General features: G+C 61.8%; 24 protein-coding genes. 9 read left to right on the forward strand and 15 right to left on the reverse strand.

Annotation, left to right across the window (positions count from 1 at the left end; genetic code table 11):
- Positions 1 to 41: 41 nt before the first annotated feature.
- From mdcH to pilG, 13 genes are all read right to left on the reverse strand, one after another.
- A complete protein-coding gene (gene mdcH / locus AB4Z35_RS05310) occupies positions 42 to 953 on the reverse strand; it encodes a malonate decarboxylase subunit epsilon (protein ID WP_442096256.1) in 912 nt (303 codons plus the stop codon).
- Complete coding sequence (locus tag AB4Z35_RS05315) at positions 950 to 1,570, reverse strand: malonate decarboxylase holo-ACP synthase (protein WP_442096257.1); 621 nt, start codon at positions 1,568 to 1,570, stop codon at positions 950 to 952. The genes mdcH and AB4Z35_RS05315 overlap by 4 nt, the downstream gene beginning before the upstream one ends.
- Positions 1,564 to 2,367 carry a biotin-independent malonate decarboxylase subunit gamma gene (mdcE, locus tag AB4Z35_RS05320; protein ID WP_442096258.1) on the reverse strand — a complete coding sequence of 268 codons (804 nt, stop codon included), beginning with the start codon at positions 2,365 to 2,367 and terminating at the stop codon, positions 1,564 to 1,566. Before mdcE ends, AB4Z35_RS05315 begins: the two co-directional genes overlap by 7 nt.
- Entirely contained in the window at positions 2,364 to 3,215 is an 852-nt protein-coding gene (locus AB4Z35_RS05325; protein ID WP_442096259.1) for a biotin-independent malonate decarboxylase subunit beta, read from the reverse strand. The genes mdcE and AB4Z35_RS05325 overlap by 4 nt, the downstream gene beginning before the upstream one ends.
- On the reverse strand, positions 3,208 to 3,507 hold the full coding sequence (locus tag AB4Z35_RS05330) for a malonate decarboxylase subunit delta (protein WP_442096260.1): 300 nt from the start codon (positions 3,505 to 3,507) through the stop codon (positions 3,208 to 3,210). Before AB4Z35_RS05330 ends, AB4Z35_RS05325 begins: the two co-directional genes overlap by 8 nt.
- Entirely contained in the window at positions 3,507 to 4,382 is an 876-nt protein-coding gene (locus AB4Z35_RS05335) for a triphosphoribosyl-dephospho-CoA synthase (protein WP_442096261.1), read from the reverse strand. The genes AB4Z35_RS05330 and AB4Z35_RS05335 overlap by 1 nt, the downstream gene beginning before the upstream one ends.
- Entirely contained in the window at positions 4,382 to 6,052 is a 1,671-nt protein-coding gene (mdcA, locus tag AB4Z35_RS05340; protein WP_057712930.1) for a malonate decarboxylase subunit alpha, read from the reverse strand. The genes AB4Z35_RS05335 and mdcA overlap by 1 nt, the downstream gene beginning before the upstream one ends.
- A gap of 247 nt (positions 6,053 to 6,299) precedes the next feature.
- On the reverse strand, positions 6,300 to 6,761 hold the full coding sequence (locus AB4Z35_RS05345) for a chemotaxis protein CheW (RefSeq protein ID WP_442096262.1): 462 nt from the start codon (positions 6,759 to 6,761) through the stop codon (positions 6,300 to 6,302).
- Positions 6,754 to 12,789 (reverse strand): Hpt domain-containing protein, encoded by a 6,036-nt coding sequence (locus AB4Z35_RS05350; RefSeq protein ID WP_442096263.1) that lies wholly within the window; start codon positions 12,787 to 12,789, stop codon positions 6,754 to 6,756. Before AB4Z35_RS05350 ends, AB4Z35_RS05345 begins: the two co-directional genes overlap by 8 nt.
- 37 nt (positions 12,790 to 12,826) lie before the next feature.
- Entirely contained in the window at positions 12,827 to 14,887 is a 2,061-nt protein-coding gene (locus AB4Z35_RS05355) for a methyl-accepting chemotaxis protein (protein ID WP_442096264.1), read from the reverse strand.
- Positions 14,888 to 15,039: 152 nt separating this feature from the next.
- Entirely contained in the window at positions 15,040 to 15,579 is a 540-nt protein-coding gene (locus tag AB4Z35_RS05360) for a chemotaxis protein CheW (RefSeq protein ID WP_442096265.1), read from the reverse strand.
- A 10-nt stretch (positions 15,580 to 15,589) separates the two neighbouring features.
- Positions 15,590 to 15,955 (reverse strand): twitching motility response regulator PilH, encoded by a 366-nt coding sequence (gene pilH, locus AB4Z35_RS05365; protein ID WP_007995426.1) that lies wholly within the window; start codon positions 15,953 to 15,955, stop codon positions 15,590 to 15,592.
- Between the two features lie 57 nt (positions 15,956 to 16,012).
- Entirely contained in the window at positions 16,013 to 16,417 is a 405-nt protein-coding gene (gene pilG, locus AB4Z35_RS05370) for a twitching motility response regulator PilG (protein ID WP_007987791.1), read from the reverse strand.
- 346 nt (positions 16,418 to 16,763) lie between these two features.
- On the opposite strand from pilG, the gene gshB reads away from it, so the two are divergent.
- The 8 genes from gshB (at position 16,764) to AB4Z35_RS05410 (ending at position 23,728) form a co-directional block, all read left to right on the forward strand.
- Positions 16,764 to 17,717, forward strand: a complete 954-nt coding sequence (gshB, locus tag AB4Z35_RS05375) for a glutathione synthase (RefSeq protein WP_007995429.1) — start codon at positions 16,764 to 16,766, stop codon at positions 17,715 to 17,717.
- A 65-nt stretch (positions 17,718 to 17,782) separates the two neighbouring features.
- Positions 17,783 to 18,682, forward strand: a complete 900-nt coding sequence (locus AB4Z35_RS05380; RefSeq protein ID WP_007995430.1) for an energy transducer TonB — start codon at positions 17,783 to 17,785, stop codon at positions 18,680 to 18,682.
- Positions 18,683 to 18,874: 192 nt separating this feature from the next.
- Complete coding sequence (locus AB4Z35_RS05385; protein WP_442096266.1) at positions 18,875 to 19,447, forward strand: YqgE/AlgH family protein; 573 nt, start codon at positions 18,875 to 18,877, stop codon at positions 19,445 to 19,447.
- Complete coding sequence (gene ruvX, locus AB4Z35_RS05390; protein WP_108229625.1) at positions 19,447 to 19,884, forward strand: Holliday junction resolvase RuvX; 438 nt, start codon at positions 19,447 to 19,449, stop codon at positions 19,882 to 19,884. Before AB4Z35_RS05385 ends, ruvX begins: the two co-directional genes overlap by 1 nt.
- A gap of 82 nt (positions 19,885 to 19,966) precedes the next feature.
- The gene (pyrR, locus tag AB4Z35_RS05395; protein ID WP_008019953.1) at positions 19,967 to 20,470 is read left to right on the forward strand and encodes a bifunctional pyr operon transcriptional regulator/uracil phosphoribosyltransferase PyrR; all 504 of its coding nucleotides are present in this window, start codon (positions 19,967 to 19,969) and stop codon (positions 20,468 to 20,470) included.
- A gap of 27 nt (positions 20,471 to 20,497) precedes the next feature.
- A complete protein-coding gene (locus AB4Z35_RS05400) occupies positions 20,498 to 21,502 on the forward strand; it encodes an aspartate carbamoyltransferase catalytic subunit (protein ID WP_007939362.1) in 1,005 nt (334 codons plus the stop codon).
- Positions 21,499 to 22,770 carry a dihydroorotase gene (locus AB4Z35_RS05405; protein ID WP_442096267.1) on the forward strand — a complete coding sequence of 424 codons (1,272 nt, stop codon included), beginning with the start codon at positions 21,499 to 21,501 and terminating at the stop codon, positions 22,768 to 22,770. The genes AB4Z35_RS05400 and AB4Z35_RS05405 overlap by 4 nt, the downstream gene beginning before the upstream one ends.
- A gap of 559 nt (positions 22,771 to 23,329) precedes the next feature.
- The gene (locus tag AB4Z35_RS05410; protein ID WP_310056096.1) at positions 23,330 to 23,728 is read left to right on the forward strand and encodes a hypothetical protein; all 399 of its coding nucleotides are present in this window, start codon (positions 23,330 to 23,332) and stop codon (positions 23,726 to 23,728) included.
- 95 nt (positions 23,729 to 23,823) lie between these two features.
- Here AB4Z35_RS05410 and AB4Z35_RS05415 read toward each other — a convergent pair whose 3' ends face one another.
- Complete coding sequence (locus tag AB4Z35_RS05415; protein WP_007995439.1) at positions 23,824 to 24,243, reverse strand: NINE protein; 420 nt, start codon at positions 24,241 to 24,243, stop codon at positions 23,824 to 23,826.
- 251 nt (positions 24,244 to 24,494) lie between these two features.
- On the opposite strand from AB4Z35_RS05415, the gene AB4Z35_RS05420 reads away from it, so the two are divergent.
- The gene (locus tag AB4Z35_RS05420; RefSeq protein ID WP_007995441.1) at positions 24,495 to 25,115 is read left to right on the forward strand and encodes a C40 family peptidase; all 621 of its coding nucleotides are present in this window, start codon (positions 24,495 to 24,497) and stop codon (positions 25,113 to 25,115) included.
- 131 nt (positions 25,116 to 25,246) lie between these two features.
- Here AB4Z35_RS05420 and AB4Z35_RS05425 read toward each other — a convergent pair whose 3' ends face one another.
- Positions 25,247 to 26,281 carry a type IV pilus twitching motility protein PilT gene (locus AB4Z35_RS05425; protein ID WP_007995442.1) on the reverse strand — a complete coding sequence of 345 codons (1,035 nt, stop codon included), beginning with the start codon at positions 26,279 to 26,281 and terminating at the stop codon, positions 25,247 to 25,249.
- Between the last annotated feature and the right edge of the window lie 51 nt (positions 26,282 to 26,332).

The raw sequence follows: 26,332 nt of genomic DNA on the forward strand, positions 1-26,332 counted from the left end.
GTGCATTTCGAATGTTGTTTTTGTTGTTCGAAGCCTGAGTTTTAGGAGTGGCGGCTTCCCTCCTCTCGCATCAGCGCCTGCAAGGTATCGAGCCGTGCACCGTCGAAGGCAATCACGGTGCCTTGCTCGAACACCCGGCGCGCCAGCCCGGTCAGCACCGCACCGGGCGGCAGTTCGATCTGTAGACGCACGCCGCGCTCGTAGGCGCTTTGTACCGTGCCGCGCCAATCGACGATGCGGCACATGTTGAAGGCCAGGTCGTCACGCAGGGCTTCGGGCTTGATCAGCGGACGCGCACGACTGCCGCTCAGGTAACCGGTCTTCGGTGTGTGCAGCGGCACTTTGGCGAAGGCTTCGGCTAGTCGTTGTGCGCAGGCCTCAAGCAATGGGCAATGGGACGGCACGCTGACTGCCAGACGCTTGGCCAAGCCAGCCCCGCAACCTTTCGCCAATTCGGCCACCGCTTTCATCGCCGTATCGCTGCCGGCAATCACCACTTGGTTATCGGCATTGATATTGGCCAGATAAACCGGCGTTTCTGCGCCATGCACCCGGGCCAGCAGTGCCTCCACCGTGGCCAGGTCCAGCCCAATGATCGCAGTCATGCCGTAGCCCTGTGGATAAGCCTGCTGCATCAGCTCACCGCGCAGGCTGACCAGATGCAACGCATCGCTGAAACTCAGCACACCGGCCACCACCGCTGCCGGGTAAGCGCCGATCGACAATCCGGCCACGTAGTCCGTGGTCATGGCCAACTGGCGTGAAGCGGCGACGCCGGCGATCAGCAGGCACAGCTGAACCGCCCTCGTCGACTGCAACGCCTCGGCAGAATCCAGCAGCAATACGTCTTCTCCGAGCACGTTGCTTGCCTCGTTCAGGGTTTCCCGAGGCAAACGCTGGAGCATACCCGGCTGCTGCGCGCCCTGACCGGGGAACACCAGCAAGCTGCTCACGCTGCCTGCTCCTGCGGGTTCCACGGGTCAGTCACCAGACTGGCTTGAGTGGCATTTTTCAACAGGACCCGCGACGAAGCACCGGCCCACTCGCGCAGGGCGACGGCGCCAAATGGCGTCTGCAACTGCATGTCCACGCGGCACTCGGCAGTATCGAGCACAGCGACCAAGGCTTGCGCTTCGATGCGGGTCAATGAACACGGTGTACGCAGAATCAGGTCGAGATCGCTGCCCTCGTGCAATGCGGCAAATCCGCTGGCCAACTCGAACCCGGCACTGCCGCTGACACCCCAGGTCCAAGCGCTGTTATCGAGGTGTGGGCGAAGTTGCGCCAAGGCTTGCAGCGCCGGGAAATCGCGCTGGCCTTGAACATGGCAGAGTTCTTCCGGCCGCACCCGCCGCGTGATGGCGGCGACTTCCATCAGCGTCGCAAATCGCTGCTCGCGCAGCGGCCCGCGCACGCCCACCGCCACCTGCCCCGCCGCACTCAAGGCGCGACGGACCACCACCGGTTGACCGGCACTGAGCGACTCGATCACCCACGCAGGCGCATCCGCAGGCAATTGCTGCGGGGTCATGCCCCACAGCAGGTCGTGAGCCAGAAGCGCATTCACCACTGCGCTCTCAGCAATTGGCGAACCTTGCTCGAAGCCGCACGATTACTCGCACCGAGGCGACCACTCAGATCACGACCACCGGCAGCCACATCACCAATCGCCTGATGCAGGCACTCGGTGACCCGTGACAGATCCGCCGAAGTCGGCTGTTCGATCTGCTCAACCGACAAGGTTTCCCACAGCAAACCAAGGCTGGCATAGCTGTCGATGTCGTACGCCATCGGCGGCACGCTGGCGGCCAGGGTTTCCAGCTCTTCGACACTGCGCAAGGTCACCCGCGCCGCCGACGCCTTGCCCATGGCGTGCACCATCACTCCCGGATCGCGCAGGGCGATCAAGCGATTGGCCTGATAGCCGTGGGCCAGAAACGCCCCGGACATCGCCTTGCCCACCAGCAAACCGATCACCGCATGACCGGCCAGACGGGCACGGGCATAACTGTCCGCCGCAGCGGCCAGCGCCTGATGAATGCCGAGGGCTTCCTCGCGTCGGCCGTAAGCCTGGCTAGGCACGTCGACGATGGCGACCAGGGCGCGCTTCTGCGTCTTGTTCTGATCGGCGGCGATGACTTCATCCACGGCCTTGGCCAGGCCCCAGCCTTCGAGCAAACCCACCTCGCCGTTGCGGGCGCGGACAAAACGGTTGTCGGGGTCGGCTACCACCGCGACGAAACGCACAGGCTGATCGCCGAGCACACCGTCCGCCACCTTCAGCGAAGCCGGCAAACCCTCGACCGCTATCGCCCCGGCACTCAAGGCGTTGAACCAGTTAAAGCCTCGCAGGGAACAGGCACTCATGAGCGCTCTCCTTGATACAGATCGCGAACCACTGACGGCTCGATTTGCGGTTCGGTGTTCAGACGCGCCAACCGTTGCAGAAACAAATCGGCCTGACGGCTGCGCGGTTGCGCCGGCAAACCTTGCTGGAACAACTCACCCACCTGTTGGCGGATCTGCGCCACGTCGTCGGCAACATAGCGATCCACCAGACCACTGGCGAAGCGCTGCTCGCCTCCGGTCAGGCTCCAGATGAAGGGCCGGTCGCGGGAGTCGTACTCTTCAAGCCCGGCCTCCTGTTCAATCACCTGCGGACCATTCAGGCCCAGCCGCGCTTCCTGGGTCACCAACAGATAGCTGCACAACCCGGCGGCAATCGACATGCCGCCAAAACAACCGACACTGCCCGCCACGACACCGACCACGGGCTGGTACTGCTGCAAGTCGACAATCGCCGCGTGAATGTCAGCAATCGCCGCCAGACCGAGGTTGGCTTCCTGCAAACGCACGCCGCCGGTTTCCAGCAGCAGCACGGCGCGGGTCGGGGTGCCGTTGCGGTTGTCTTCGGCGGCCAGTTCCAGGGCACCGGCGATTTTTGCCCCGCCGACTTCACCGAGGCTGCCACCCTGAAACGCCCCTTCGATGGCCGCGATCACCACCGGCAAACCGCCGAGGCTGCCCTTGGCGATGACGACACCGTCGTCGGCCTGGGGTACCACACCCTGGCGCGACAACCATGGCGACATGACGCGCTGGAACGGATCGAGCAACTCGCGAAAGGTGCCCGCGTCGAGCAGAGCCCTGGCCCGTTGCCGGGCACCGAGTTCGACGAAGCTGTGCTTGTTGAGCAGGGATGCGCTGTCAGTCATGGCCGATCTCCTCGAAGCCCTGTTCCAGACGCAGGCGCACCACGCCGGGTGTCGCGCCGAAATCGTGAATGTCGATGGCCATTGCCGGCGGCGTCTGGCCGTCGAACATCCGTGCGAACAGATGCTGCCAGCGTTGTTCACTGCCATTGACCGAGGTCTGCACGTTGATCGTCAGCTTGCCGGCCTGACCCGGTTCGATCAGCACTTCCAGATCACCCGAGCCGACACAGCCCACCAGGGTGCGACCGCATGGCGGCTGCCCGGCGGGGAATTCAAAGGATAAGGTTTCCATCAAAAAACTCCCTGGATAAGGCTGTCGCCCGACTCGATACGGTCGATGAACAGGCAGGCTGCGAGCAAGTCGGCAGCACCGCCGGGCGAGGCATTCAATGCGATGAGTTGTTGGTCCAGCTCATGCAGGTGGCGACGTCCGGCGAGGCTGGAACTGCCACCCGCATCGAGCACCGCCTGGGCGCCCCGTTGCATGGTGCTCAGGCCTTGTTCCCCGGCGCGGTAAAGCACGCAGGTGTCGGCCAGATTTGTCATGATCGCCAGCAGCGCATCGAGCCTGGCGTTCTGCTCGCCATGACCGGCTGCACGACTGCGCAAGAGTTGCGGCAGAGCGCGTTGGGTCACTGCCGGAAAACCGAGTTGCGCTTCCTCACGGGCACCCCGTGCGCCGTAGCGTTGGGCGACTTGAGCGCCATGACTGAGCGGGCGCGGCGCGTAACGGTCGTCGAGCAGAGCCAGGCGCGCCGCACGAATCGATACGCTGCTTGCAGCCGTGGACTCAGGGTCCAGCGCAGCGGCCGTCACCAACAGGCCCAAGGCCCAGATCGCCCCGCGATGAGTATTCACGCCGCCCGTGGTGTCGAGCATCGCTTGCTCGCCTTCACGACCGATCCGGCCCACGGCCTCGCGCAGGGGCAGACCAATCTCACCGAACGCTATCGCGGCATCGGCCATCGCCTTGAAGGCTGGCCACAGGGACAGTGCCGAGGCGTGCATCAGCCCCAGGTGCAAATCGGTGTGGGCGCCATTGCCGCGACGGTCGACCAGTGCCGGTTTCGGCGACAGGTCAGCCTCGTCGATCAGCGCGTCCACCGCCAGGTCCGCCAGCCGCTCGGCCAGGCTCAGGGTTTTGGGTTGCAGGTTGAGTGCGTGCATTACCAGCTCCTGAACTTGGCGGGCGGGTTGTAGAGGCCACCGGACCACTCCACCAGATCGGCCACGCTTTTCGCCGCGAGCAGTTCGCGGGTGGCGTCGGTGCGGCGGATGCCGAGGTCTTCGGGCAAGGCGATCAGGCCTTCGCGGCGCATGCGCGCGGTGTCTTTGGGGTTGTGACGCAGGCCGATGGCGGTCACCCCGGCGACAGCGGCGATCATCGCCTGGCGTTCTTCCAGCGAGCGGGCCTTGTACAGGTAGGCGATGCCTTCTTCGGTCAACAGGTGGGTCACGTCGTCGCCGTAGACCATGATCGGCGCCAGCGGCATGCCACTTTTCTTCGCCACATCGACCGCATCGAGGGTTTCAACGAAAGTCGGTTTGCCGCCCTCCTGGAAGGTTTCGACCATCTGCACCACGAGCTTTTTGCCGCGCTCGAGCATCGGTTCGGCCACATCCGTGTTGCGCATGTCGAGCCAGGCGGGCGTGCCGTGACGGCGACCGCGCGGGTCGTGGCCCATGTTCGGTGCCCCGCCGAAACCGGCCAGGCGCCCGCGAGTCACGGTGGAGGAGTGGCCGTCGCCATCGACTTGCAAAGTCGCGCCGATGAACAGGTCCACGGCGTATTGCCCCGCCAGCTGGCTGAACATCCGGTTCGAACGCAGGGAGCCATCGCGCCCGGTAAAGAACACATCCGGACGCGCCGCAATGTAGTTTTCCATCCCCAACTCGGTACCGAAGCAATGCACGCTTTCGACCCAGCCGCTTTCAATCGCCGGAATCAGCGTCGGGTGCGGGTTGAGCGTCCAGTTGCGGCAGATCTTGCCTTTGAGGCCGAGGGATTCGCCGTAGGTCGGCAGGATCAGTTCGATGGCCGCGGTGTTGAAGCCGATGCCGTGGTTGAGGGATTGAACGTTGTGTTTTTCGTAGATGCCGCGAATCGCCATCATCGCCATCAGCACGTGCACGGGCTTGATGTGCCGAGGGTCGCGGGTGAACAGCGGTTCGATATAGAACGGCTTGTCGGCCACCACCACGAAATCGACCCAGGACGCTGGAATGTCAACGCGTGGCAGGTCGCTGACGTCGTCCACCAACTGGTTGACCTGGACGATGACGATGCCGTCGCTGAAGGCCGCCGGCTCGATCAGTGCCGGGGTGTCTTCGGTGCTCGGCCCGGTATAGATGTTGCCGGCACGGTCGGCCATGAACCCGGCCGACAGCACGACGTTGGGAATCAGGTCCACCACCAGCCGAGCATAGAGTTCGATGTAGGTGTGGATCGCACCGACTTCCAGCAGGCCGTCTTCGAGCAACTGGCTGATGCGCAGGCTTTGGGTGCCGGCAAAGGAAAAGTCCAGCTTGCGGGCGATGCCGCGTTCGAACAGGTCCAGGTGCTCGGCGCGCCCGACGCTGGGCATGATCATGTGCAGGTCATGCAGCTTCGCGGGGTCGGCCTTGGCCAGGGAGCGCGAAAGGAAATCCGCCTGCTTTTGGTTGTTGCCTTCGAGCACCACGCGGTCGCCCGGCAGGATCAACGCTTCAAGCGCCGCGACGATGTTGTCGGTGGGCAACACCACACCGTCGGCAAGACCTCGCACCAGCTCGAGACGCCGCTGCTTTTCGCTGCGCCGCCGCGTCCATCGCGAGTCGGGGGATATTGTTGTTGTCATGACCACTCCACGGGTTCGCTGTCGTGGGGGTCACCTTAGGAGTGTTGGGTGGGGGCATCAATCAAGCAGAGTGGCGGATCGTTACGCTCAGGTTAATAATCGAGATCTGCGTCGCTCATGCTGGCCTCTTCGCGGGCAAGCCCGCTCCCACAGGGTTAGTGGTTGCCGTTGAATTTGGGCAACACACGGACACTGTGGGAGCGGGCTTGCCCGCGAAGAGGCCGGTCAGATCACCGCTGAATCGGGATCAGTTGATTAACCCGGCATCCACCAACAACGCCTCCAGCGCCAACAGATCCGGCACTTTCACCACCTGCTCCCCCACCTGCACCGCCGCCTGCTCCAGCGCACACAACGGCACATCCACGTAACTCAACTGGCTATCGAGTTTGCAGGAGCGCGGAATCCCCTGCACCAGCAGTGCGATGAATTTCAGCTCGGGCCGCCCGCCAAGGGCATTGAGAATGACGATCCGCGCACGCTCGCCAATGACAGTTTTCTGCGCGCAGGCCGACTCGAAACTCAGCAGCGGAATCTGCCGATCGCGCCATGTCACCAGGCCCAGGTACCACGGCGGTGTGTCGAGATCGAAAGTCCCCGGTTGCTGGTAATCGATCAGCTCGGCCACGGCGACATTGGGCAGAATCAGGTTGCGGTCGGCCAACGGCAGCAGCAGGCCGGTGAGGTTGCTGGTGCGGTGCTCAAGCATGGGTCTTGCTCCACAAGGCGATACTTTCGAGCAGCACCGATTCCTGGTACGGCTTGCCAAGGTAGTCGTTGACGCCGATGGCCATGGCGCGGTCGCGGTGCTTCTGCCCGGTGCGTGAGGTGATCATGATGATCGGCAGGTGTTGCAGACGTTCGTCGTTGCGCACTTGCGTCGCGACTTCGAAACCGTCCATGCGCGGCATCTCGATGTCCAGCAGCATCAGGTCGGGCATGTGCTCTTCCAGCAGCAGCATGGCATCGACCCCGTCCTTGGCGGTCAGCACGTTCATGCCGTGGCGTTCGAGCAAGCGGCTGGTGACCTTGCGCACGGTGACCGAGTCGTCGACCACCATCACCAGCAGCGGGCGCTGCGGTTCGACCTCGACCTCTTGCCCCGCCGGACGCTGGGGCACACGGGCCTGCATGGCGCGGATCGGCGCCAGCAAATCCAGAATCAGTACCACTCGGCCATCCCCGAGAATCGTCGCCCCGGACACCCCTTGCACCGCCGCAAACTGCGGGCCCAGGCTCTTGACCACGATCTCGCGAGTGCCGGCCATGGCGTCCACCAGCACAGCGATGTGCCGTTCGTTGCACTGCACCAGCAGCACCGGCAATGGCAGGCTCTGGCCCAGCAGTTTCGGGCGCGGGATGGTTTTCAGCAGCTCACCCAGATAGCACAGCTCGTAACGTTGCCCGGCGTATTCGTAGGTCGGCGAATCGAAACGGAAATAGCCTTCAAGCTCATTGGGCAGGACGCGCACGATGCCGTCGATGGTATTGAGCGGGATCGCGTATTGGTCTTCATCGCACTGCACCATCAGCGCCCGGTTGACCGATACGGTAAACGGCAGGCGAATGCGGAAATGCACGCCCTGCCCGGGCACAGAGTCGATGCTCATGGTGCCACCCAGTTGCCGCACCTCTTCGTGCACCACGTCCATGCCGACGCCGCGCCCGGAGATCTGGGTGATTTTCTCGGCAGTGGAAAACCCCGGTTGCAGGATGAACTGCAACACGTCGTGATCACTGATGACGCTGTCCGGGGCCAGCAAGCCGCGCTTGATCGCCTTGCGCCGCACCGCGTCCAGCGGCACACCGGCGCCGTCGTCGCGGATGTCGAAAATGATGTCGCCACCTTCGCGCAACAGATCGAGGGTGATTTTACCCTTGGCCGGTTTCCCCGCCGCCAGCCGTGCTTCGACAGACTCCAGGCCGTGGTCGACGGCGTTGCGCAGCATGTGTTCCAGCGGCGCGGCCATGCGTTCGAGGACGTTGCGATCCATCTCGCCTTCGGCGTTATCGACGATGAAATCCACGTCCTTGCCCAATTCGCTGGACACCTGCCGAACGATGCGCTGCAAACGCGGGAGCATCCGCTCGAACGGCACCATGCGCGTGCGCATCAGGCCTTCCTGCAATTCGGTGTTGATGCGGCCCTGCTGTTGCAGCAGGTTTTCCGTATCCTGATTGCGTCGCTCGAGGGTTTCCTTGAGGTCGAGCAAGTCGGAGGCCGATTCGAACAGCGCCCGGGACAGTTGCTGCAACTGTGAATGGCGGTCCATTTCCAGCGGGTCGAATTCTTCGTAGCCCAGGCGTTCGGCGTCGACTTGCTGGCGACTGAGGATCCGCCCCTGGGTTTCGGTATCGAGTCGGCGCAACTGGTCACGCATCCGTTCGATGGTGGTCTCCATCTCGCTCAGGGCGATGTGCGCATCGTTGACCTGCTGCTCGATCCGGCCACGGAAGATCGAGGTTTCACCAGCCAGGTTGACCAGATCGTCGAGCAACTCCGCCGAAACCTTGACCATGTCGGCGCCGGCCTCGGACGGCGGCGCCAGCGGCTCGGCCTTGGGCGTGGCCAGCGGCGCAACCGGCGCGGGCGCTTCAGGCACGACCGGGTGGCTGAAGTTCTTGATCGCATCGATCAGGCGGTCGGCCGGCGGCATCGGCTCGCCGGCGCGGGCCGCATCGAGCATCTGCGCCAGGCGGTCATGGCTGCGCTGCAACAGCGCGAACAACGGCTCCGTCGGTTGCAACACGCCAGAGGACAGGCCTTCGTAGAGGAACTCCAGCTCATGGGCCAGATCGCCAATCGCGGCGATTTCCACCATGCGCGCACCGCCCTTGAGGGTGTGCAGGTCGCGCAGCAGGGTTTCCACTTCCTGGCGATTCGAAGGCTGGGCCTGCCAGCGCTCCAGCGCCGCCCCGGAGCTTTCGATGATGTCGAAACCTTCCTCGAGGAAGATTTCCAGCAATTCCGGATCGTGGGCGGCCGAGTCATTAGTGGCCGCCAGTTCGCTGACCTCGGCGGCACACGAGTGGCCCTGCCGGTAGGCGCGAATGGCCTCGATCAGCTCAGCGCAATCGCCCAATGGCTGGTTGTGCTGTAACTGGTCAAGGTGCTGCGCCAAGCGGTCATGGCTCTGCTGCAAAAGCACCGCCAATGAATCGCTGTAGGCGTAGCGACGATCCACCAGGCCTTCGTAAAGGCTTTCCAGTTCATGGGCCAGATCGCCGACCGGCCCGACCTCGGCCATGCGCGCGCCGCCTTTCAGGGTGTGCAAATCCCGGTGCAGGGACGACAGCGGCGCGGCGTTGTCCGAGTCGCGCAACCAGCGCTGCAAGGCCTGGCCGGCGCTTTCGAGGATATCCACCGCCTCTTCAAGGAAGATCGCGACGATTTCATCGTCCAGTTCGCGCCCCTCTCCTGTAGGAGCGAGCTCGCTCGCGATGGGCGTTAACGATGACGCGTTGTCATTGGATAAGCGCGGCGCATTTGAGTCCATCGTCGGAACGCCGCCCGGAGACAAGCTCGCTCCTACAGGGGCAGGGGGTAGCGTGCGCTCAAGTTCCTCGGTGGCAGCTCCCAACTCGCGGATGCTCAGGCTGCGACTGCCATCGCTGCGGATCAGGCCCATGGCCGATGGGTCAAGGCTCTCGTCGAGCAGTTCGCGCAAGGCCCTGATCCGTTGCGGTTGCGGGCCGACTTCCTGGCCGGCGGCCAGCTCATCGAGCATGTTGATCAGCGCTTCGTGGGCATTCTGTGCCTCATGGAAAAAACGCTCGCTGACCGCCAGGCTGCTTTCTTCCACGGCACCGTACAGGTCGAGCAACGCTTCGCACAGCTCATCCACAGGATGCAGGTCGGCCAGATGGGCGCCTTCGCCGAGGGTGGTCAATTCGTCCAGCAACGCGCTGAGTTCCTGACGTTCGCCGGGGTGTTGCTGCCAACGCTGCAACAGGCTTTCGGCGTCCAGCAGGATGTCCATGCCCTGGGCGAGGAAGTTGTTGATCAACTGCGGATCGCGCTTGATCCGCAGCCCGGTGTTCGGTGTGCTCAGGAGGGTTTCCAGACGCTCGGCCTGCAGCGCCCTGGCTCGCTCGATCAAATGCCGGGCGCCGGGAATTTCCGCCAGTGGATCGCGCTTTAGCTGGCGTAAGCCGAGGCGAAACAGCCCTTCTGCCTCCAGCAGCAATTCGACTTCATCCAGATCCAGCGCGATCAGGTGCGCCTTGTATTCCCGGGCCAGTTGATCCAGCGGCGCGGCCAGTTCGGCAATCGGCAAGACGCCAGCCATGGAGGCACTGCCCTTGAGGGTGTGCAAGGCGCGCTGCAACTCGTCGCTGGCCTGCAACGGCACATGTTCTGCGGCCTGATCAAGGAAGCGGTCCAGCGTGCCGAGGTGCGTTTCGGCTTCTTTGCGGAAGATCTCCAGCAACAACGGGTCGAGGGCCGCGACGTCTTGCGTATCCTCATCGGACACCGGTTCATCGCCCTTGGCCAGGGCATGGGCACGGGCGGCCAACTGGTCGACATCGTTGCGCTGACGCTGGGCATTGGCGGCGTATTCCGCCACCAGCTCCGGCAACAGCTGCAGCACATCGCCGATCAGTTGCTGCACCGTAGCGCCCGGCTCCACGCTGTCTTCCAGTACGCGGTTGAGCAGGTTCTCCACGGCCCAGGCCAACTCCCCCAGCACCAGGGCGCGCACCATGCGGCCACTGCCCTTGAGGGTATGGAAGGCCCGGCGCAGCTCGCTCAGGGCCGAGCGGTTGTCGGGGTTGGCCGACCAGCGCGGCAAGTACTCGCACAGAATTTCCAGGACCTCGTCGGTTTCTTCGAGGAACACCTCGCGCAGTTCCTCGTCCACCGGCTCTTCGCCTGCGGGCGGCGGCAGCAGGCTGCCCGGGGTGTTCAGGGCCGGCGGGTTCAGGCTCGAGACCGGGCTGGCGATCACATCGGCCAGGGTCTGGACGATCTGCGGATCATCCAGCTCCTGCATCATCTGCATGACCTGCGCTTCGCTCGGGCTGAGCACCTCATCAAGCACTGGCACATGCTGCTCACTGGGAAAAAACCCGAGGCTCACCAGGCTTTTTTCCGCGACATCGAGCAGGTTTTCACCCTGCGCTTGCGGGTCATCGCTGAGGCGCTCGAGGTAGTACTCGATGCTGGTGATCACGTCGGCCAGGCTGTCCAGTTCCTGCCAGCCCGGCTGACCCGGTTCGAGCAGCAGGTGCTCGCGGATAAAGTGATTGCAGGTTTCAACCAGGCTCGCCGCCCGGCTCAACGGAATCATCGCCAGCGCGCCGCGCACCTGGGTCAGCAAGGCCGGCAGCGCCTGCAAATGCTGGCGGTCCCAATCGGCGTCGATGTAGTCGACGATCATGTCCTTGGCCTGCTGCAAACAGATGCGGGCCTCCTTGATCACGATCTGATGGATCTGCGTCAGGTCGGTGGTCGGCAGGCGGTTGTCATCCTGGCTCTCCGGTTCCACGGTTCCGACCATGCCGGCTAGCGTCGCTTCGACGTACAGCAAGGCGCCGGCAACGTCCATGAGGATGGCATCGTTGGGTTCGCGCTGGCCCTGTGCGAGGCTGAGCACCACCGCCAATTGATCGATGATCACCTTGCGCGGCTGGCCGAAGCCCAGGACCGCCAGGGTATCGGCGATTTGCCGCAGCGGCGCCAGCAGGCTGTCGAGATCAGAAGTGTGCTGGCGGTCACTGCGCACGAACAGGTCCAGGCGCTCCTTGACCCGCACCAGCTCTTCGCACAGCGCTGCCAGCACCGAGCGCATGGCGTCACGGTCGGGACCGGCCAGCCGCGCGCGTTCTTCATCGACCATCGCGCTGTCGGGTAGCGCGTCGTCCAGTGAGTAGCGTTCTTTCATGGTCAGCATCTGCCCGGTGGGATGTTCGGCCTTGGCAATGTAGAACAGCAAACTCTTGAGCAGCTCCGGCGGTGCCGGTTGGTTGATACCACGCATGCCTTCTTCGAGCAGGCGCTTGAGTTCCTTGTCGGCATCCCTGAACAGGCTGCGCAAGGCCGGGCTATTGGAAATCGCACCGCCCTGCATGCCTTCGACCAGGGCCGACGCCACTTGCCACAACGGGCTCAGGGGGGCGTTGCCGCACAGTGCTTCGAGGCGGGCGAAGACCTTGGCCAGGTAATCGAGGTTGGTGTCGCTGTCCTGTTCACGCAGGAACCCCACCAGCGCCATTTGCAGCATCTGCCGCAGCTTGCGCAGCACATTGGGTAATTCGGCCGGTTCCAGCTGCGCCAGCGTTTCTGCATCCAACGCTGGCAACTCGAGTAATTGCGGACTGAACAGGCTGGTTTCCGACAGCAGGCTTTCGCCACGGGCACTGCGCAGGTCGTTGATCAGGGGCAACACCACCAGTGGCAAATCGCGGCGCGCGCCTTGCACCCGGTCCAGGTAGATCGGCAACTGCCCGAGGGCCTGCATCAACAGGTGCAACGCCTCGTCGCGATGGCTGACACGGTTGCCCTGCAAGGCCACGGCCAGTTGTTCCATTTCTTCGGCGAGCAACGCCGCGCCATAGAACTCGACCATCTGCAGACTGCCGTGGACCTGATGAATGCACGAAAGGCAATCATCCAGCGCCTGCGTCGCCTGCGGGTCATCAAGCAGGTTTTCGATCGCGTGATGAGCCTGTTTCAGCGTTTCGGCAATCTCGCCCTTGACCCACTCGAGGGCCACATAGTCGTGCCGATCACCCATAACCACTCCAATCACAATTCAGATACCCATGGGCGGTTCAAGCTTTGTCCACAACCTGCGCCCTGGCATCCGGCAAGGTGAAACCGGACACCGAACGACGCAGCTGACTGGCCATTTTCGCCAGGTTGCCGATGCTGTCGGCCGTGGCGGTGGAACCCGACGACGTCTGCGAGGTGATCTGCTGGATCACGTTCATCGTCAGGGAAATCTGACCGGCCGACGACGTCTGCTGTTGTGCAGCGTTGGAAATGCTCTGGATCAACGCCGCGAGTGTCTTGGAAACGCCTTCGATTTCTTCCAGGGCCACACCGGCATCCTGCGCCAGACGGGCGCCACGCACCACTTCGGTCGTAGTCTGCTCCATGGAGATGACCGCTTCGTTGGTGTCGGTCTGGATCGCCCGCACCAGGGTTTCGATCTGCCGGGTGGCGGCGGATGAACGCTCGGCCAGGCGCTGCACTTCATCGGCGACCACGGCAAAACCGCGACCGGCGTCGCCGGCCATGGACGCCTGGATGGCCGCGTTGAGGGCAAGGATGTTGGTCTGGTCGGCAATGTCATCGATCAGGCTGACAATGTCGCCGATTTCCTGAGACGACTCGCCCAGACGCTTGATGCGCTTGGCGGTGTCCTGAATCTGTTCGCGAATGTTGTCCATACCGTGGATGGTGTTGTGCACCACCTCGTTGCCCTTGTTGGCGATCTCCACCGAGCGTTCGGCAACCGCCGAAGATTCAGCCGCGTTGGCCGACACCTGGTCGATGGACTCGGCCATGTCGTTGATCGCCATGGAGGCCTCGGAAATCTGCTGGGCCTGATGCTCCGACGCCTGGGCCAGGTGCATGGCGGTGGCCTGGGTTTCCTGCACGGCCGCGGCGACCTGACCGGCGGTGAGGTTGATGGTCGCGACCAGATCGCGCAACTGGTCGACGGAATAATTGATCGAGTCGGCGATGGTGCCGGTAAAGTCTTCGGTCACCGAGGCCGTCACCGTGAGGTCGCCGTCGGCCAGGTCTTCGATCTCGTCGAGCAAGCGCATGATCGCGTTCTGGTTACGCTCGTTTTTCTCGGCGGTTTCGCGCAGCTGACGATTGGTTTCGCGCACCATCACCAGGCCGATCAGGATGATCGAAGCCAGCGCCAACAAGCCCAGCACATAACCGCCAATGGTGTCGGTGGTGCGCCCGCCGACCATGTTTTCGAAACCGCTGGCCAGGTGAGAGGCTTCGTCGAGCAGGGTTTGCGACAGACTGAAAATGTTCGACGCCGATTCGCGGACCTTGAACAGCTCCGGCGAGGTTTCGAGGATCTCGTCCACCGAGCCCGAGACGAACTCGAACAGCTCGGCGATTTCCGCGAGCCGCGCACGGGCGTCGCGGTCTTCGACCTGGGTTACCTTGAGTGCCGGGTCGCCCTGGAGCATGCCGTTGAGCACCTTGCCGAACTGCGTCGCGTCACGTCCGAACGCATCGGCGGCCTGCTGTGAATTTTCGTCGCCGGCCAATACCGTATTGACCGCACCGAGGATCCGCTCGGCCAGCAGCGACTGGCGCTGGGCCATCGCCACCTGGGCCGCCGGGGCGCCCCGCTGCAGGAGAATCTCGACGACTTTTTCGTACTCGACCTGCAATTGCGGCACGGTTTCGGCCAGGGTCGCGGCGACCTGATGCAGCGACAGTACGGTTTGCTCGCTGGAAAGAATCGCATCGGTGTTTTTCAGCAGGCGCTCCCAGTCCTGTTGCACCGCGCGCATCTCTGGACGCACGGTGGCAGGGGCCGGCGGCAGCCCGGTGGCCGGGTCGCCCTTCTTCAGATAACCCCAGCGCTGGGCAAAATCGTTGCGCGCATCGCTGAGCAACTTGAACGCGGCAGCCTTGCCGGCGGCGGCTTCGGTGGCGTTCTTGGCGATACGCTGGGACAGCACGCGCAGTTCGCCGGCGTGGCCGATGTACTGTTTGTCGTAAGTAGCCTGGGTGTTGAGGTACGCGAAGTTGGCGAACAGCAGCATGATGAAGACGATCAGCGCGATGAACAGCACGATGATCTGCGACCGGCTGCGCGACCCTTCCATTGGCTTGCCTGCTTTTGTTTTTATCATCGGTCCTCGCCTGTTTACCCACTTTTGCGCTTGTCAGGAAACCTGTGGGAGCGAGCTTGCTCGCGATTGCGTTGTGTCAGTCGACATCAATGTTGGCTGCAAGTCCGTCATCGCGAGCAAGCTCGCTCCCACAAGGTTCCCTGGTGTTCCGGTTAAATCGCGACGTTCATGAACCCCTGAGACTGCGCCAACGCAAACGGGCTGAACACCTGCCAGCACTGCTCACGCTGAAACCGGCCTTTGACGAACGCCGCCACCGGCCCCTTCAACTCGTCTGCCGGTACCGGCTCCAGGCTGTCCTGGGCAAAGTGCTGGAGGCCGAAGACTTCATCGACCAGCAAACCGGCAAACACCTCTTCATGTTCCACCACCAACACCCGCCGCTGTCGGCGCACCGCGCACAGCTCGTGCCCGAAGAATCCGCCCAAATCCATGACCGGCAGCAAACGCCCGCGCAGGTTGGCGACACCCTTGACCCAGGGTTTGACCCCCGGTAGCTGAGTGGAGCGCGGCTCGTGCAAGACTTCGCTGACTTCGCTCATGGGCGCGACGTACCAGTGCTCGCCCAGGCGAAAACCGATGCCGCTCCAGCTGTCCCGCCGGGGTGGCTGGGACGGCAAGTCCGCCGCCAGCAAGCGACAGCGCTGGTCGATTTGCAGCAGCAGTTCGAAAGCCGTCGGCGACTCGTTCATGGCCTGACGATCAACCGGCCAGAACGTTGTTCAGGGTTTTGATCAGGGTGTCTTCATCGACCGGTTTGGTCAGGTAGTCCCTGGCGCCCTGGCGCGTGCCCCAGACCTTGTCGGTGTCCTGATCCTTGGTGGTGATGATGATCACCGGGATGTGTCCGGTTTCCGGGTCCTTGGTCAGCTGGCGGGTTGCCTGGAAGCCATTGAGGCCGGGCATGACGATGTCCATCAGGACCGCATCGGGCTTTTCCTGGCGCGCCAGGGCCACGCCGTCGGCGCCGTTTTCGGCTTTCAACACTTCATGACCGTGCTTTTCCAGCATGCCGGTCAGTTTGTACATTTCGGTCGGCGAATCATCGACGATCAGAATACGTGCCATGGTCTTCCCCATTCTTGTCGGCGCCGGGCCCGATGGCCGAGCGTCACTGTGCGTGTCCTACTGCGGCAAAACGGCGGCGAAGCCAGGCACATGGGCCTGGATCGCATCAAGCAATTCTTCCTTGCTGAAAGGCTTGGTCAAAAACTGGTCGGAGCCGACGATGCGCCCCTTGGCCTTGTCGAACAGCCCGTCCTTGGATGACAGCATAATCACCGGCGTGGACTTGAACGCGCTGTTGTTCTTGATCAGGGCGCAGGTCTGGTAGCCATCCAGACGCGGCATCATGATGTCGACAAAGATGATGCCGGGGTGGTTGTCGGCAATCTTGGCCAGGGCATCGAAGCCGTCGATGGCCGTGATGACCTCACAACCCACGTTCTTGAGCAGCGTTTCGGCGGTGCGACGGATCGTCTTCGAATCGTCGATCACCATGACCTTCAAGGCGCTGGGGTGCTGTTCCATAAAATGCTCTACCGTCGCCTTTGCGAAACAAATTGTCCGTTTGCCAGTTAACGCGGCTCGAAACCCTTGATGCTCAAGGGCCAGCACGACATGGCAGCCTTTTTAGCACAGTCTCCAAAACCAATCTATCGGCCGACCTGCAAGGTGGTTTTTCCTTGACCGGGAACACACTCAGCGCCACTCTGACGCCACTTTTATACGGCCCTTTGGCCTGATCGCTTTTTGTGGGAGCGAGCCTGCTCGCGATGGTGTATCAGCTGCATTGATGTCGACTGACACTCCATCGCGAGCAAGCTCGCTCCTACAGAAGATCAACGTCCGGCCCCCAATTTTCGAGGAAAACCCAATGAGCGTTCGCGTCGGGATTGTCATGGACCCTATCGCCAGCATTTCCTATAAAAAGGATAGCTCGCTGGCCATGTTGCTGGCCGCGCAGAAGCGTGGCTGGGAGCTGTTCTATATGGAACAGCGCGACCTGTATCAGGGCGAAGGCCAGGCTCGGGCGCGGATGCGTCCGCTGCAGGTTTTCGCCAACCCGGAAAAATGGTTCGAACTGGGCGCCGAAAGCGACGCGCTGCTGAGCGATCTGGACGTGATCCTGATGCGCAAGGATCCGCCGTTCGACATGGAGTTCGTCTACTCCACGTACTTGCTGGAACAGGCCGAGCGCGCCGGCGTGCTGGTGGTCAACAAGCCGCAAAGCCTGCGTGACTGCAACGAAAAGCTGTTCGCCACGCTGTTCCCGCAGTGCACGCCGCCGACCGTGGTCAGCCGCCGCGCCGACGTGTTGCGTGAATTCGCCGCAAAACATGGCGACGTGATCCTCAAGCCGCTGGACGGCATGGGCGGCACGTCGATTTTCCGTCACCGCGCGGGCGATCCGAACCTGTCGGTGATCCTCGAAACCCTCACTGCCCTCGGCGCCCAGCAGATCATGGGCCAGGCCTACCTGCCGGCAATCAAGGACGGCGACAAGCGCATCCTGATGATCGATGGCGAGCCTGTGGATTATTGCCTGGCGCGGATTCCGGCCCAAGGCGAAACCCGCGGCAACCTGGCCGCCGGTGGCCGCGGCGAAGCCCGTCCGCTGACCGACAAGGACCGCTGGATCGCCGCGCAAGTCGGCCCGACCCTGCGTGAAAAAGGCCTGCTGTTCGTTGGCCTGGACGTGATCGGCGAGCACCTGACCGAAATCAACGTCACCAGCCCGACCTGCATTCGCGAGATTGATAACGCGTTTGGCACTGACATCGGCGGCATGCTGATGGATGCCATCGATCAGAAGCTCAAGGCACGTTGATTAGCTAAACCAACATTGCGTTATCATGCGCGGCCTGTGAAAAACGCGATGTTGGTTTCCTTGTCATGACCCTCCCGTCCGATCTGCCTGCCGAACTCGCCCACCGTGGCGTGCGCCCGGCCGATCGCCTCGGTTTTACCCTGTTTCTGGCGGCACTGATCCACCTGGCCTTGCTGCTTGGCGTCGGATTCGCAGTGGTCGAGCCCAGGCAGATCAGCAAAACCCTGGAAATCACCCTCGCCACCTTCAAAAGCGAAAAGAAGCCTGAGAAAGCCGATTTCCTGGCTCAGGAGAATCAGCAAGGCAGCGGTACCCTGGATAAAAAGGCGATTCCCAAGACCACCGAGGTCGCGCCGTTCCAGGACAACAAGGTGCAGAAAGTCACGCCACCGCCGGCCGCCAAGCCTGAAGTGCAGGAAGCCCCGCCCAAGGCTGCCGTGACCACTGTGGCGCCGAAGCCGAAAAAAGCCCCCGCCAAGACCGAGGAGCCCAAGACCGAGGTCAAACCCCAGGTCCAGGCGCCGACGTTCGACAGCGAGCAACTGTCCAGCGACATCGCCAGCCTCGAAGCGGAACTGGCCGCCGAACAACAGCTGTACGCCAAGCGCCCGCGCATTCACCGTTTGAGCGCGGCCTCGACCATGCGCGACAAGGGCGCCTGGTACAAGGACGAGTGGCGCAAGAAAGTCGAACGCATCGGCAACCTCAACTACCCCGACGAAGCGCGGCGCAAACAGATCTACGGCAATTTGCGCTTGATGGTGTCGATCAATCGTGACGGTTCGCTGTATGAAGTGCTGGTGCTGGAGTCCTCCGGGCAACCGCTGCTGGATCAGGCGGCCCAGCGCATCGTTCGCCTGGCGGCACCGTTTGCACCCTTTACCGGGGATCTGTCGGACATTGACCGCCTGGAAATCATCCGCACCTGGAAATTTGCCCGTGGCGACCGCCTCTCAAGTAACTGACCACTGCAAATCCCCTGTGGGAGCGAGCTTGCTCGCGATGACGATTTCACACTCAACGAAGTAGTCGACTGCCAGGCCGCCATCGCGAGCAAGCTCGCTCCCACAGGAATCCGAGTCTTCAGTGGGGATTTGAGGCATTTCCTATGCATCCCCAGCTTGTCAGTTCGCCCCCCGAACGCCACACTAACGCTCATGAAAAACGTCAACCCCAGCTACCTCAAGCATCAATTCCTGATCGCCATGCCGCACATGGCCGACCCGAACTTTGCGCACACCTTGACCTACATCGTCGAGCACACGGCCAATGGTGCCATGGGGCTGGTGGTCAACCGTCCGCAAGAGCTGAACCTGGCCGATATCCTTGAGCAATTGCGCCCGGATATCGAACCGCCACCGCTCTGCCAGCATGTACCGATCTTTATCGGCGGCCCGGTGCAAACCGATCGCGGCTTCGTCTTGCACCCCAAGGGGCTGAGTTTCCAGGCAACCGTTGATCTGGAAGATGAGTTATCCCTGTCGACCACTCAGGACATACTGTTCGCCATCGCTGACGGCGTCGGCCCGGCAAAAAGCCTGATTGCCCTCGGCTATGCCGGTTGGGAAGCCGGGCAACTGGAGGCCGAACTGGCGCAGAACGCCTGGCTGACCTGCCCGTTTGACGCCGACATCCTGTTCAACACCAGCAGCGAGCTGCGCCTGGAAGCGGCGGCCAGGCACCTGGGTGTCAACCTCAGCCTGCTGACCAGCCAGGCGGGGCACGCCTGATGGCCCTGCGGCTGATTCTCGGATTCGACTACGGCACCAAACAGATCGGCGTTGCGGTCGGCCAGGTGATTACCGGCCAGGCTCGCGAGCTGTGCACCCTGAAGGCGCAGAACGGCATTCCTGACTGGAACCAGGTCGAAGCCCTCATCAAAGAGTGGAAGCCCGATGCCGTGGTGGTCGGCCTGCCGTTGAACATGGACGGTACGCCCAGTGACATGTGCGCCCGCGCGGAAAAGTTCGCCCGGCGCCTGAACGGCCGCTTCAACCTGCCCTTTTATACCCACGATGAACGCCTGACCACCTTCGAGGCCAAGGGCGAACGCCTGGCCCGTGGCGGCCAGAAAGGCAGTTATCGCGACAACCCGGTCGATGCCATCGCCGCCGCCCTGCTGCTGCAAGGTTGGCTCGACGAGAATGGCGCACTGTTCGAATCCTGAAGAGCCGCGATGCGTCTCTCTTAGCTACAACCACCCGAGCCACCAAAAGCACCACCTGGCTCGGGCCCAAGAAGGAGCAACCATGAGCCTGCCCAATCCCGCCGAACTGATCAGCCAGATGGCGACCCGGCTTGACGCTTATCTGGCCAAACGAGGCATTAGCGACCCGCGTTTCATCGGCATCCGCACTGGTGGCGTCTGGGTGGCCCAGGCCCTGCTCAAGGAACTGGGCAGCGCGGAGCCCCTCGGCACCCTGGACGTGTCCTTCTACCGCGACGATTTCAGCCAGAGCGGCCTGCACCCGCAGGTTCGCCCTTCGGCGCTGCCGTTCGAGATCGAAGGCCAGCACCTGGTGCTGATCGACGACGTGCTGATGAGCGGCCGGACCATCCGCGCCGCCATGAACGAACTGTTCGACTACGGCCGCCCGGCCAGCGTGACGCTGGTGTGCCTGCTGGACCTGGACGCCGGCGAACTGCCGATCCGCCCGAACGTGGTTGGCGCCACACTGTCGCTGGCGGCCCACGAACGGGTGAAGCTGTCCGGCCCCGAGCTCGCGCTCGAACTGCAAGACCTCGCCCTTTAATTCGCCCTATTGAGAGTCCCCCTTGCGATGACGCCTCTAGAAACCAAGCGCCCGCTGCAGCTCAATGATCAGGGCCAGCTGCGCCATTTCCTCTCGCTCGACGGTTTGCGCCGCGAGCTGCTGACGGAAATCCTCGACACCGCCGATTCCTTCCTCGAAGTCGGCGCCCGGGCCGTGAAGAAAGTCCCGTTGCTGCGCGGCAAGACCGTGTGCAACGTGTTCTTCGAGAACTCGACCCGCACCCGCACCACCTTCGAACTGGCGGCCCAGCGGCTCTCGGCCGACGTGATCACCCTCAACGTATCCACGTCGTCGGCGAGCAAGGGTGAAACCCTGCTCGACACCCTGCGCAACCTGGAAGCCATGGCCGCCGACATGTTCGTCGTGCGCCACGGTGATTCCGGCGCAGCGCACTTCATCGCCGAACATGTCTGCCCACAAGTGGCGATCATCAACGGCGGTGACGGCCGGCACGCGCACCCGACCCAGGGCATGCTCGACATGTTGACCATCCGCCGGCACAAGGGCGGTTTCGAAAACCTTTCGGTGGCCATCGTCGGCGATATCCTGCATTCGCGGGTCGCGCGCTCGAACATGCTGGCCCTGAAAACCCTCGGTTGCCCGGACATCCGCGTGATCGCGCCGAAAACCCTGCTGCCGATCGGCATCGAGCAGTACGGCGTGAAGGTCTACACCGACATGACCGAAGGCCTGAAGGATGTCGACGTGGTGATCATGTTGCGCCTGCAGCGTGAACGCATGACCGGCGGCCTGTTGCCGAGCGAAGGCGAGTTCTACCGCCTGTTCGGCTTGACCACCGCGCGCCTGGCCGGTGCCAAGCCCGATGCCATCGTGATGCACCCGGGACCGATCAACCGTGGCGTGGAAATCGAGTCAGCGGTGGCCGATGGCCCGCACTCGGTGATCCTCAACCAGGTGACCTACGGGATCGCCATTCGTATGGCCGTGCTGTCCATGGCCATGAGCGGGCAGACTGCCCAGCGCCAATTCGAGCAGGAGAACGCCCAGTGAAGCTCAGCATTCTCGGCGCCCGCGTGATCGATCCGGCCAGCGGCCTGGATCAAGTGACCGACATCCACATTGAAGCCTGCAAGGTCGTCGCCATTGGCGCTGCACCCGCCGGTTTTATCGCCGTCGACACGATTGACGCCAAAGGCCTGGTGGCCGCTCCAGGCCTCGTCGACCTCAACGTTGCCCTGCGCGAGCCGGGTTATAGCCGCAAAGGCTCGATTGTCAGCGAAACCCGCGCGGCGGCAGCTGGCGGCGTGACCAGCCTGTGCTGCCCGCCGAAGACCAAACCGGTGCTGGACACCTCGGCCGTGGCCGAACTGATCCTCGACCGCGCCCGTGAGGCCGGCAACACCAAAGTCTTCCCGATTGGCGCCCTGAGCAAAGGCCTGGACGGTGAACAGCTGGCCGAGCTGGTTGCCTTGCGCGACGCCGGTTGCGTGGCCTTCGGCAATGGCCTGGAGAGTTTCCGCAACACCCGCACCCTGTGTCGGGCACTGGACTATGCAGCGACTTTCGACCTGACGGTGATTTTCAACTCCCAGGATCACGACCTGGCCGAGGGTGGCCTGGCTCACGAAGGCCCGACTGCCAGTTTCCTTGGCCTGCCAGGCATTCCGGAAAGCGCCGAAACCGTCGCCCTGGCCCGGGATCTGCTGCTGGTTGAACAGACGGGCGTGCGCGCGCACTTCAGCCAGCTCACCAGCGCCCGCGGTGTTGAACTGATCGCCCAGGCCCAGGCCCGGGGCCTGAAGGTCACGGCGGATGTCGCCCTGTACCAGTTGATCCTGACCGACGAAGCCCTGATCGACTTCAGCAGCCTGTACCACGTCCAGCCGCCGCTACGCACCCGCGCCGACCGCGAGGGCCTGCGCGCCGCGGTGAAATCCGGCGTGATCTCGGCCATCTCCAGTCACCACCAACCCCATGAGCGTGACGCCAAGCTGGCACCGTTCGGCGCCACCGAGCCGGGCATCAGCAGCGTCGAACTGCTGTTGCCACTGGCGATGACCCTGGTCGAAGACGGTTTGCTGGACCTGCCGACATTGCTGAAACGCCTGAGCGCCGGTCCTGCCGAGGCCTTGCGCCTGCCGGCAGGCAAACTGGCGGTAGGTGGTGCGGCGGACATCGTGCTATTCGACCCGGCGGCCTCGACCGTCGCCGGTGAAAGCTGGTTGTCCAAGGGCGAAAACTGCCCGTTCATTGGCCACAGCCTGCCGGCTGTGGTGCGTTACACCCTGGTGGATGGACGGATCAGCCACCAGGCGTAAGACCGCGTCGCCTGCCTTCGCGAGCAAGCCCGCTCCCACATTAGTTCTGTAATGAACACAGTATTTGTGAACACCAAAGATCAAATGTGGGAGCGGGCTTGCTCGCGAAGGCTTACTGGAAGGCGCCTCTGTTCTGTCCGTTACGCAGCGAAACCTGATCATTCAACGTCCAGAAGTCATATCGCCCTCCTGCCCCGCCCTCCACTGCCTTTCCCCATACAGCACAGCCGCATCAAGAATATTTCTACAAGCGATGGCGAATAAAACTACCCAACGAACAGAAACTTCTGACTTCTCATCATCTGTGCGAAAGGAACTTCGCAACATACAGAAACAGCCTACAAAGTTATTGAATACAGATTCAATACGCATCATTTAATATAAAAACAGCACAAGGAAAAATCAGGCGGCTTTACAGTTAACCCTGGGTTCAACTGGGGAGCCTATGCGATGCCCCCATCACTTCCTCAGCCAAAATGGATATGTTCCATGATTGGTTAAAATAAAAAGTGCTATAAAAGCCCTTACTTATGAGCTTCTGCATTCAGGAAGAGCCCACATGAAGACTCTCTACAAACACATGAACTACATCTACCCTTTACTTTTAGCGATCACTTCCAGCGTAGCAATATTTACCATAGAAAGAAATTTGAGCGCAGGCATTTACGACATAGATCGAGACTCAATCGGAATACCAATAGGCACAATCCTGATTGCGGGCTTAGTGTTATTCATATTTCACCTAATGCAAATATTTTTATACAGAAAAGCCCGCCACACCAATTCAACCTTGATAAAAATATCAGCATTAATAGTTGCAATTGCATCGCTTGCGATTCTCGCCGACAGCATAAATTACTGGGCCACCCCAAACCACTTCATCATTTCAATTTTCTACAGCTTCAGCACAATGGCATTTTTAACACTTCAACTTCAATTACTGAAAGTATTCCAGTAACCACTCACAGACCGTAACTCAAGCAGACGGATAGCTGGATCAGTCACCCGACGTAAAACCCTGCGGCGAGAGGGCCTGCCCCCACGCCGCAGAAATCACCGACTCTGCGCATTACGTACCGACACCTGATCATTCAACGTCCAGAAGTCATACAACACGCCAATAAAGAACAACCCGCCCGTCAGCAGGTACAGCAGCCCGCTGATCCATTTCCCCTGATACATGCGGTGCACGCCGAACACCCCGAGAAACGTCAGCAGAATCCACGCCACGTTGTATTCGATCGGCCCGGCGGTGAACCGCAGGTCCGCTTCACGGTCCATGGACGGGATCAGGAACAGGTCGATCAGCCAACCGATCCCCAGCAAGCCAAAGGTGAAGAACCAGATCGTCCCGGTCACCGGCTTGCCGTAATAGAAGCGATGAGCGCCGGTAAAACCGAAAATCCACAGCAGGTAACCGATCACTTTGCTGTGGGTGTCTTGCTGCTGGATCGTCTGTTGATAGGGGTTCATGAATGACCTCGATTCGCACGATAGATAAATATTCTTCATTTCTTTGTGACTTTTTTACAGGCACCCGACGTATGGCAGGTGCTACCGTCACTCCCGTCTAAGCCTTGTAACACCGGGCTTCTGTCGGACAATTGCGCCATTTTGCCGCTTTTTTGCCACCATTGCCCCCCAGGTTGAATCGACCAACGGCCTCGGAAGCGGCAAAAAAGCTGTTATAAAGTTGCGCGCTAACTTATTAAGAGCCCTGCCTAATGCGTTCATTTTTCAAGACATGGCTAACCATTTGCCTTTTGATGCCACTGGCCGCCCACGCCACCAATCGTGAGCAACGTCTTCCTAACGTTAATGGTTACACCCCAAAATCCCATGCCTCTGCTCCTTCGAGCAAAGACAAAAAATCCGATAAATATGCTCCAACCCTGGCCAGCGACAAAAGCGGCCTGGTTCCACCGATGGGCACCAAGGAAAGCAGCAACGTGCTCAGCCGCGCTGTGAACGTCCTCGGCACTCCCTATCGTTGGGGCGGCAGCAGCCCAAGCAAAGGTTTCGATTGCAGCGGCCTGGTGAAATACGCGTTCAACGACGCCACGTTCGACCTGCCACGCACCTCCAACGCCATGGCCAGCGGTCATGGGGAGAAAGTCGATCGCAACGACCTGAAGCCGGGCGATCTGATTTTCTTCAACATCAAGAGCCGCCGGGTCAATCACGTTGCCATTTACCTGGGCAACGACCGCTTCATCCACGCGCCACGTCGTGGCAAGTCGGTGACCATCGACACTTTGAAGAAACCGTACTGGGAAAGCCACTACATGGTTGCCAAGCGGGTCCTGCCGAAAGAGCCGAATCAGTTGCGTGTGGTTCAGCGCTGATTTCAGTGTCCTGAATCTGTATCGAACATAATGACCCCATCGCGAGCAAGCTCGCTCCCACATTGGAATGCGCCCCCCTGTGGGAGTGAGCTTGCTCGCGATGGCGTCCTTGAAAGCACCACACATTTTCCTCAAAAACCTTCCGGCGACCGCGCTTTCTCCTGCGCATGATCACGACTGATCAACCCCTTGGTCACCAGGTTCTTCAAGCTCATATCCAGCGTCTGCATCCCCAACGACCCTCCCGACTGAATCGCCGAGTACATCTGCGCCACCTTGTCCTCGCGGATCAGGTTGCGGATCGCCGATGTCCCCAGCATGATCTCGTGGGCCGCGATGCGTCCGCCACCGACCTTCTTCACCAGGGTCTGGGACACCACCGCCAGCAGCGACTCGGAGAGCATCGAGCGCACCATCGACTTCTCGTCCCCCGGAAACACATCGACCACCCGGTCGATGGTTTTCGCCGCCGACGTGGTGTGCAGCGTGCCGAACACCAGATGGCCGGTTTCGGCGGCGGTCAACGCCAGGCGAATGGTTTCCAGATCGCGCATCTCCCCCACCAGAATCACATCCGGGTCTTCCCGCAGTGCCGATCGCAAGGCGGTGGCAAAGCTGCGGGTATCGCGATGGACTTCACGCTGGTTGATCAGGCATTTACGCGATTCGTGGACGAACTCGATAGGGTCCTCGATGGTGAGGATGTGGTGATGGCGATGGGTATTCAGGTAGTCGATCATCGCCGCCAGCGTAGTGGATTTGCCGGAACCGGTCGGGCCGGTCACCAGCACCAGACCACGGGGAGCGTCGGTCATCTTGCGAAACACTTCGCCCATGCCCAGTTCGTCCATGCTCTGCACTTTTGACGGGATGGTACGAAACACGGCGCCCGCGCCACGGTTCTGATTGAACACATTGACCCGAAAGCGCGCCACGCCGGGCACATCAAAGGAAAAGTCGGTTTCCAGATGCTTTTCGAAATCCACCCGCTGGGTGTCGTTCATGATGTCGTAGATCAGCGCCTGCACCTGTTTGTGGTCCATGGCCGGCAGATTGATGCGCCGCACATCACCATCCACCCGAATCATCGGCGGCAGGCCGGCAGACAGGTGCAGGTCGGATGCGCCCTGTTTGGCGCTGAATGCCAGCAGTTCGGTGATATCCATAGCGTCTCTCAATTCCAGTAGAATGCCGCGAACCTTCAGACCGCTGGCGCC

It is taken from the genome of Pseudomonas sp. KB_15 (genome assembly GCF_052114525.1).
Taxonomy (GTDB): Bacteria; Pseudomonadota; Gammaproteobacteria; order Pseudomonadales; family Pseudomonadaceae; genus Aquipseudomonas.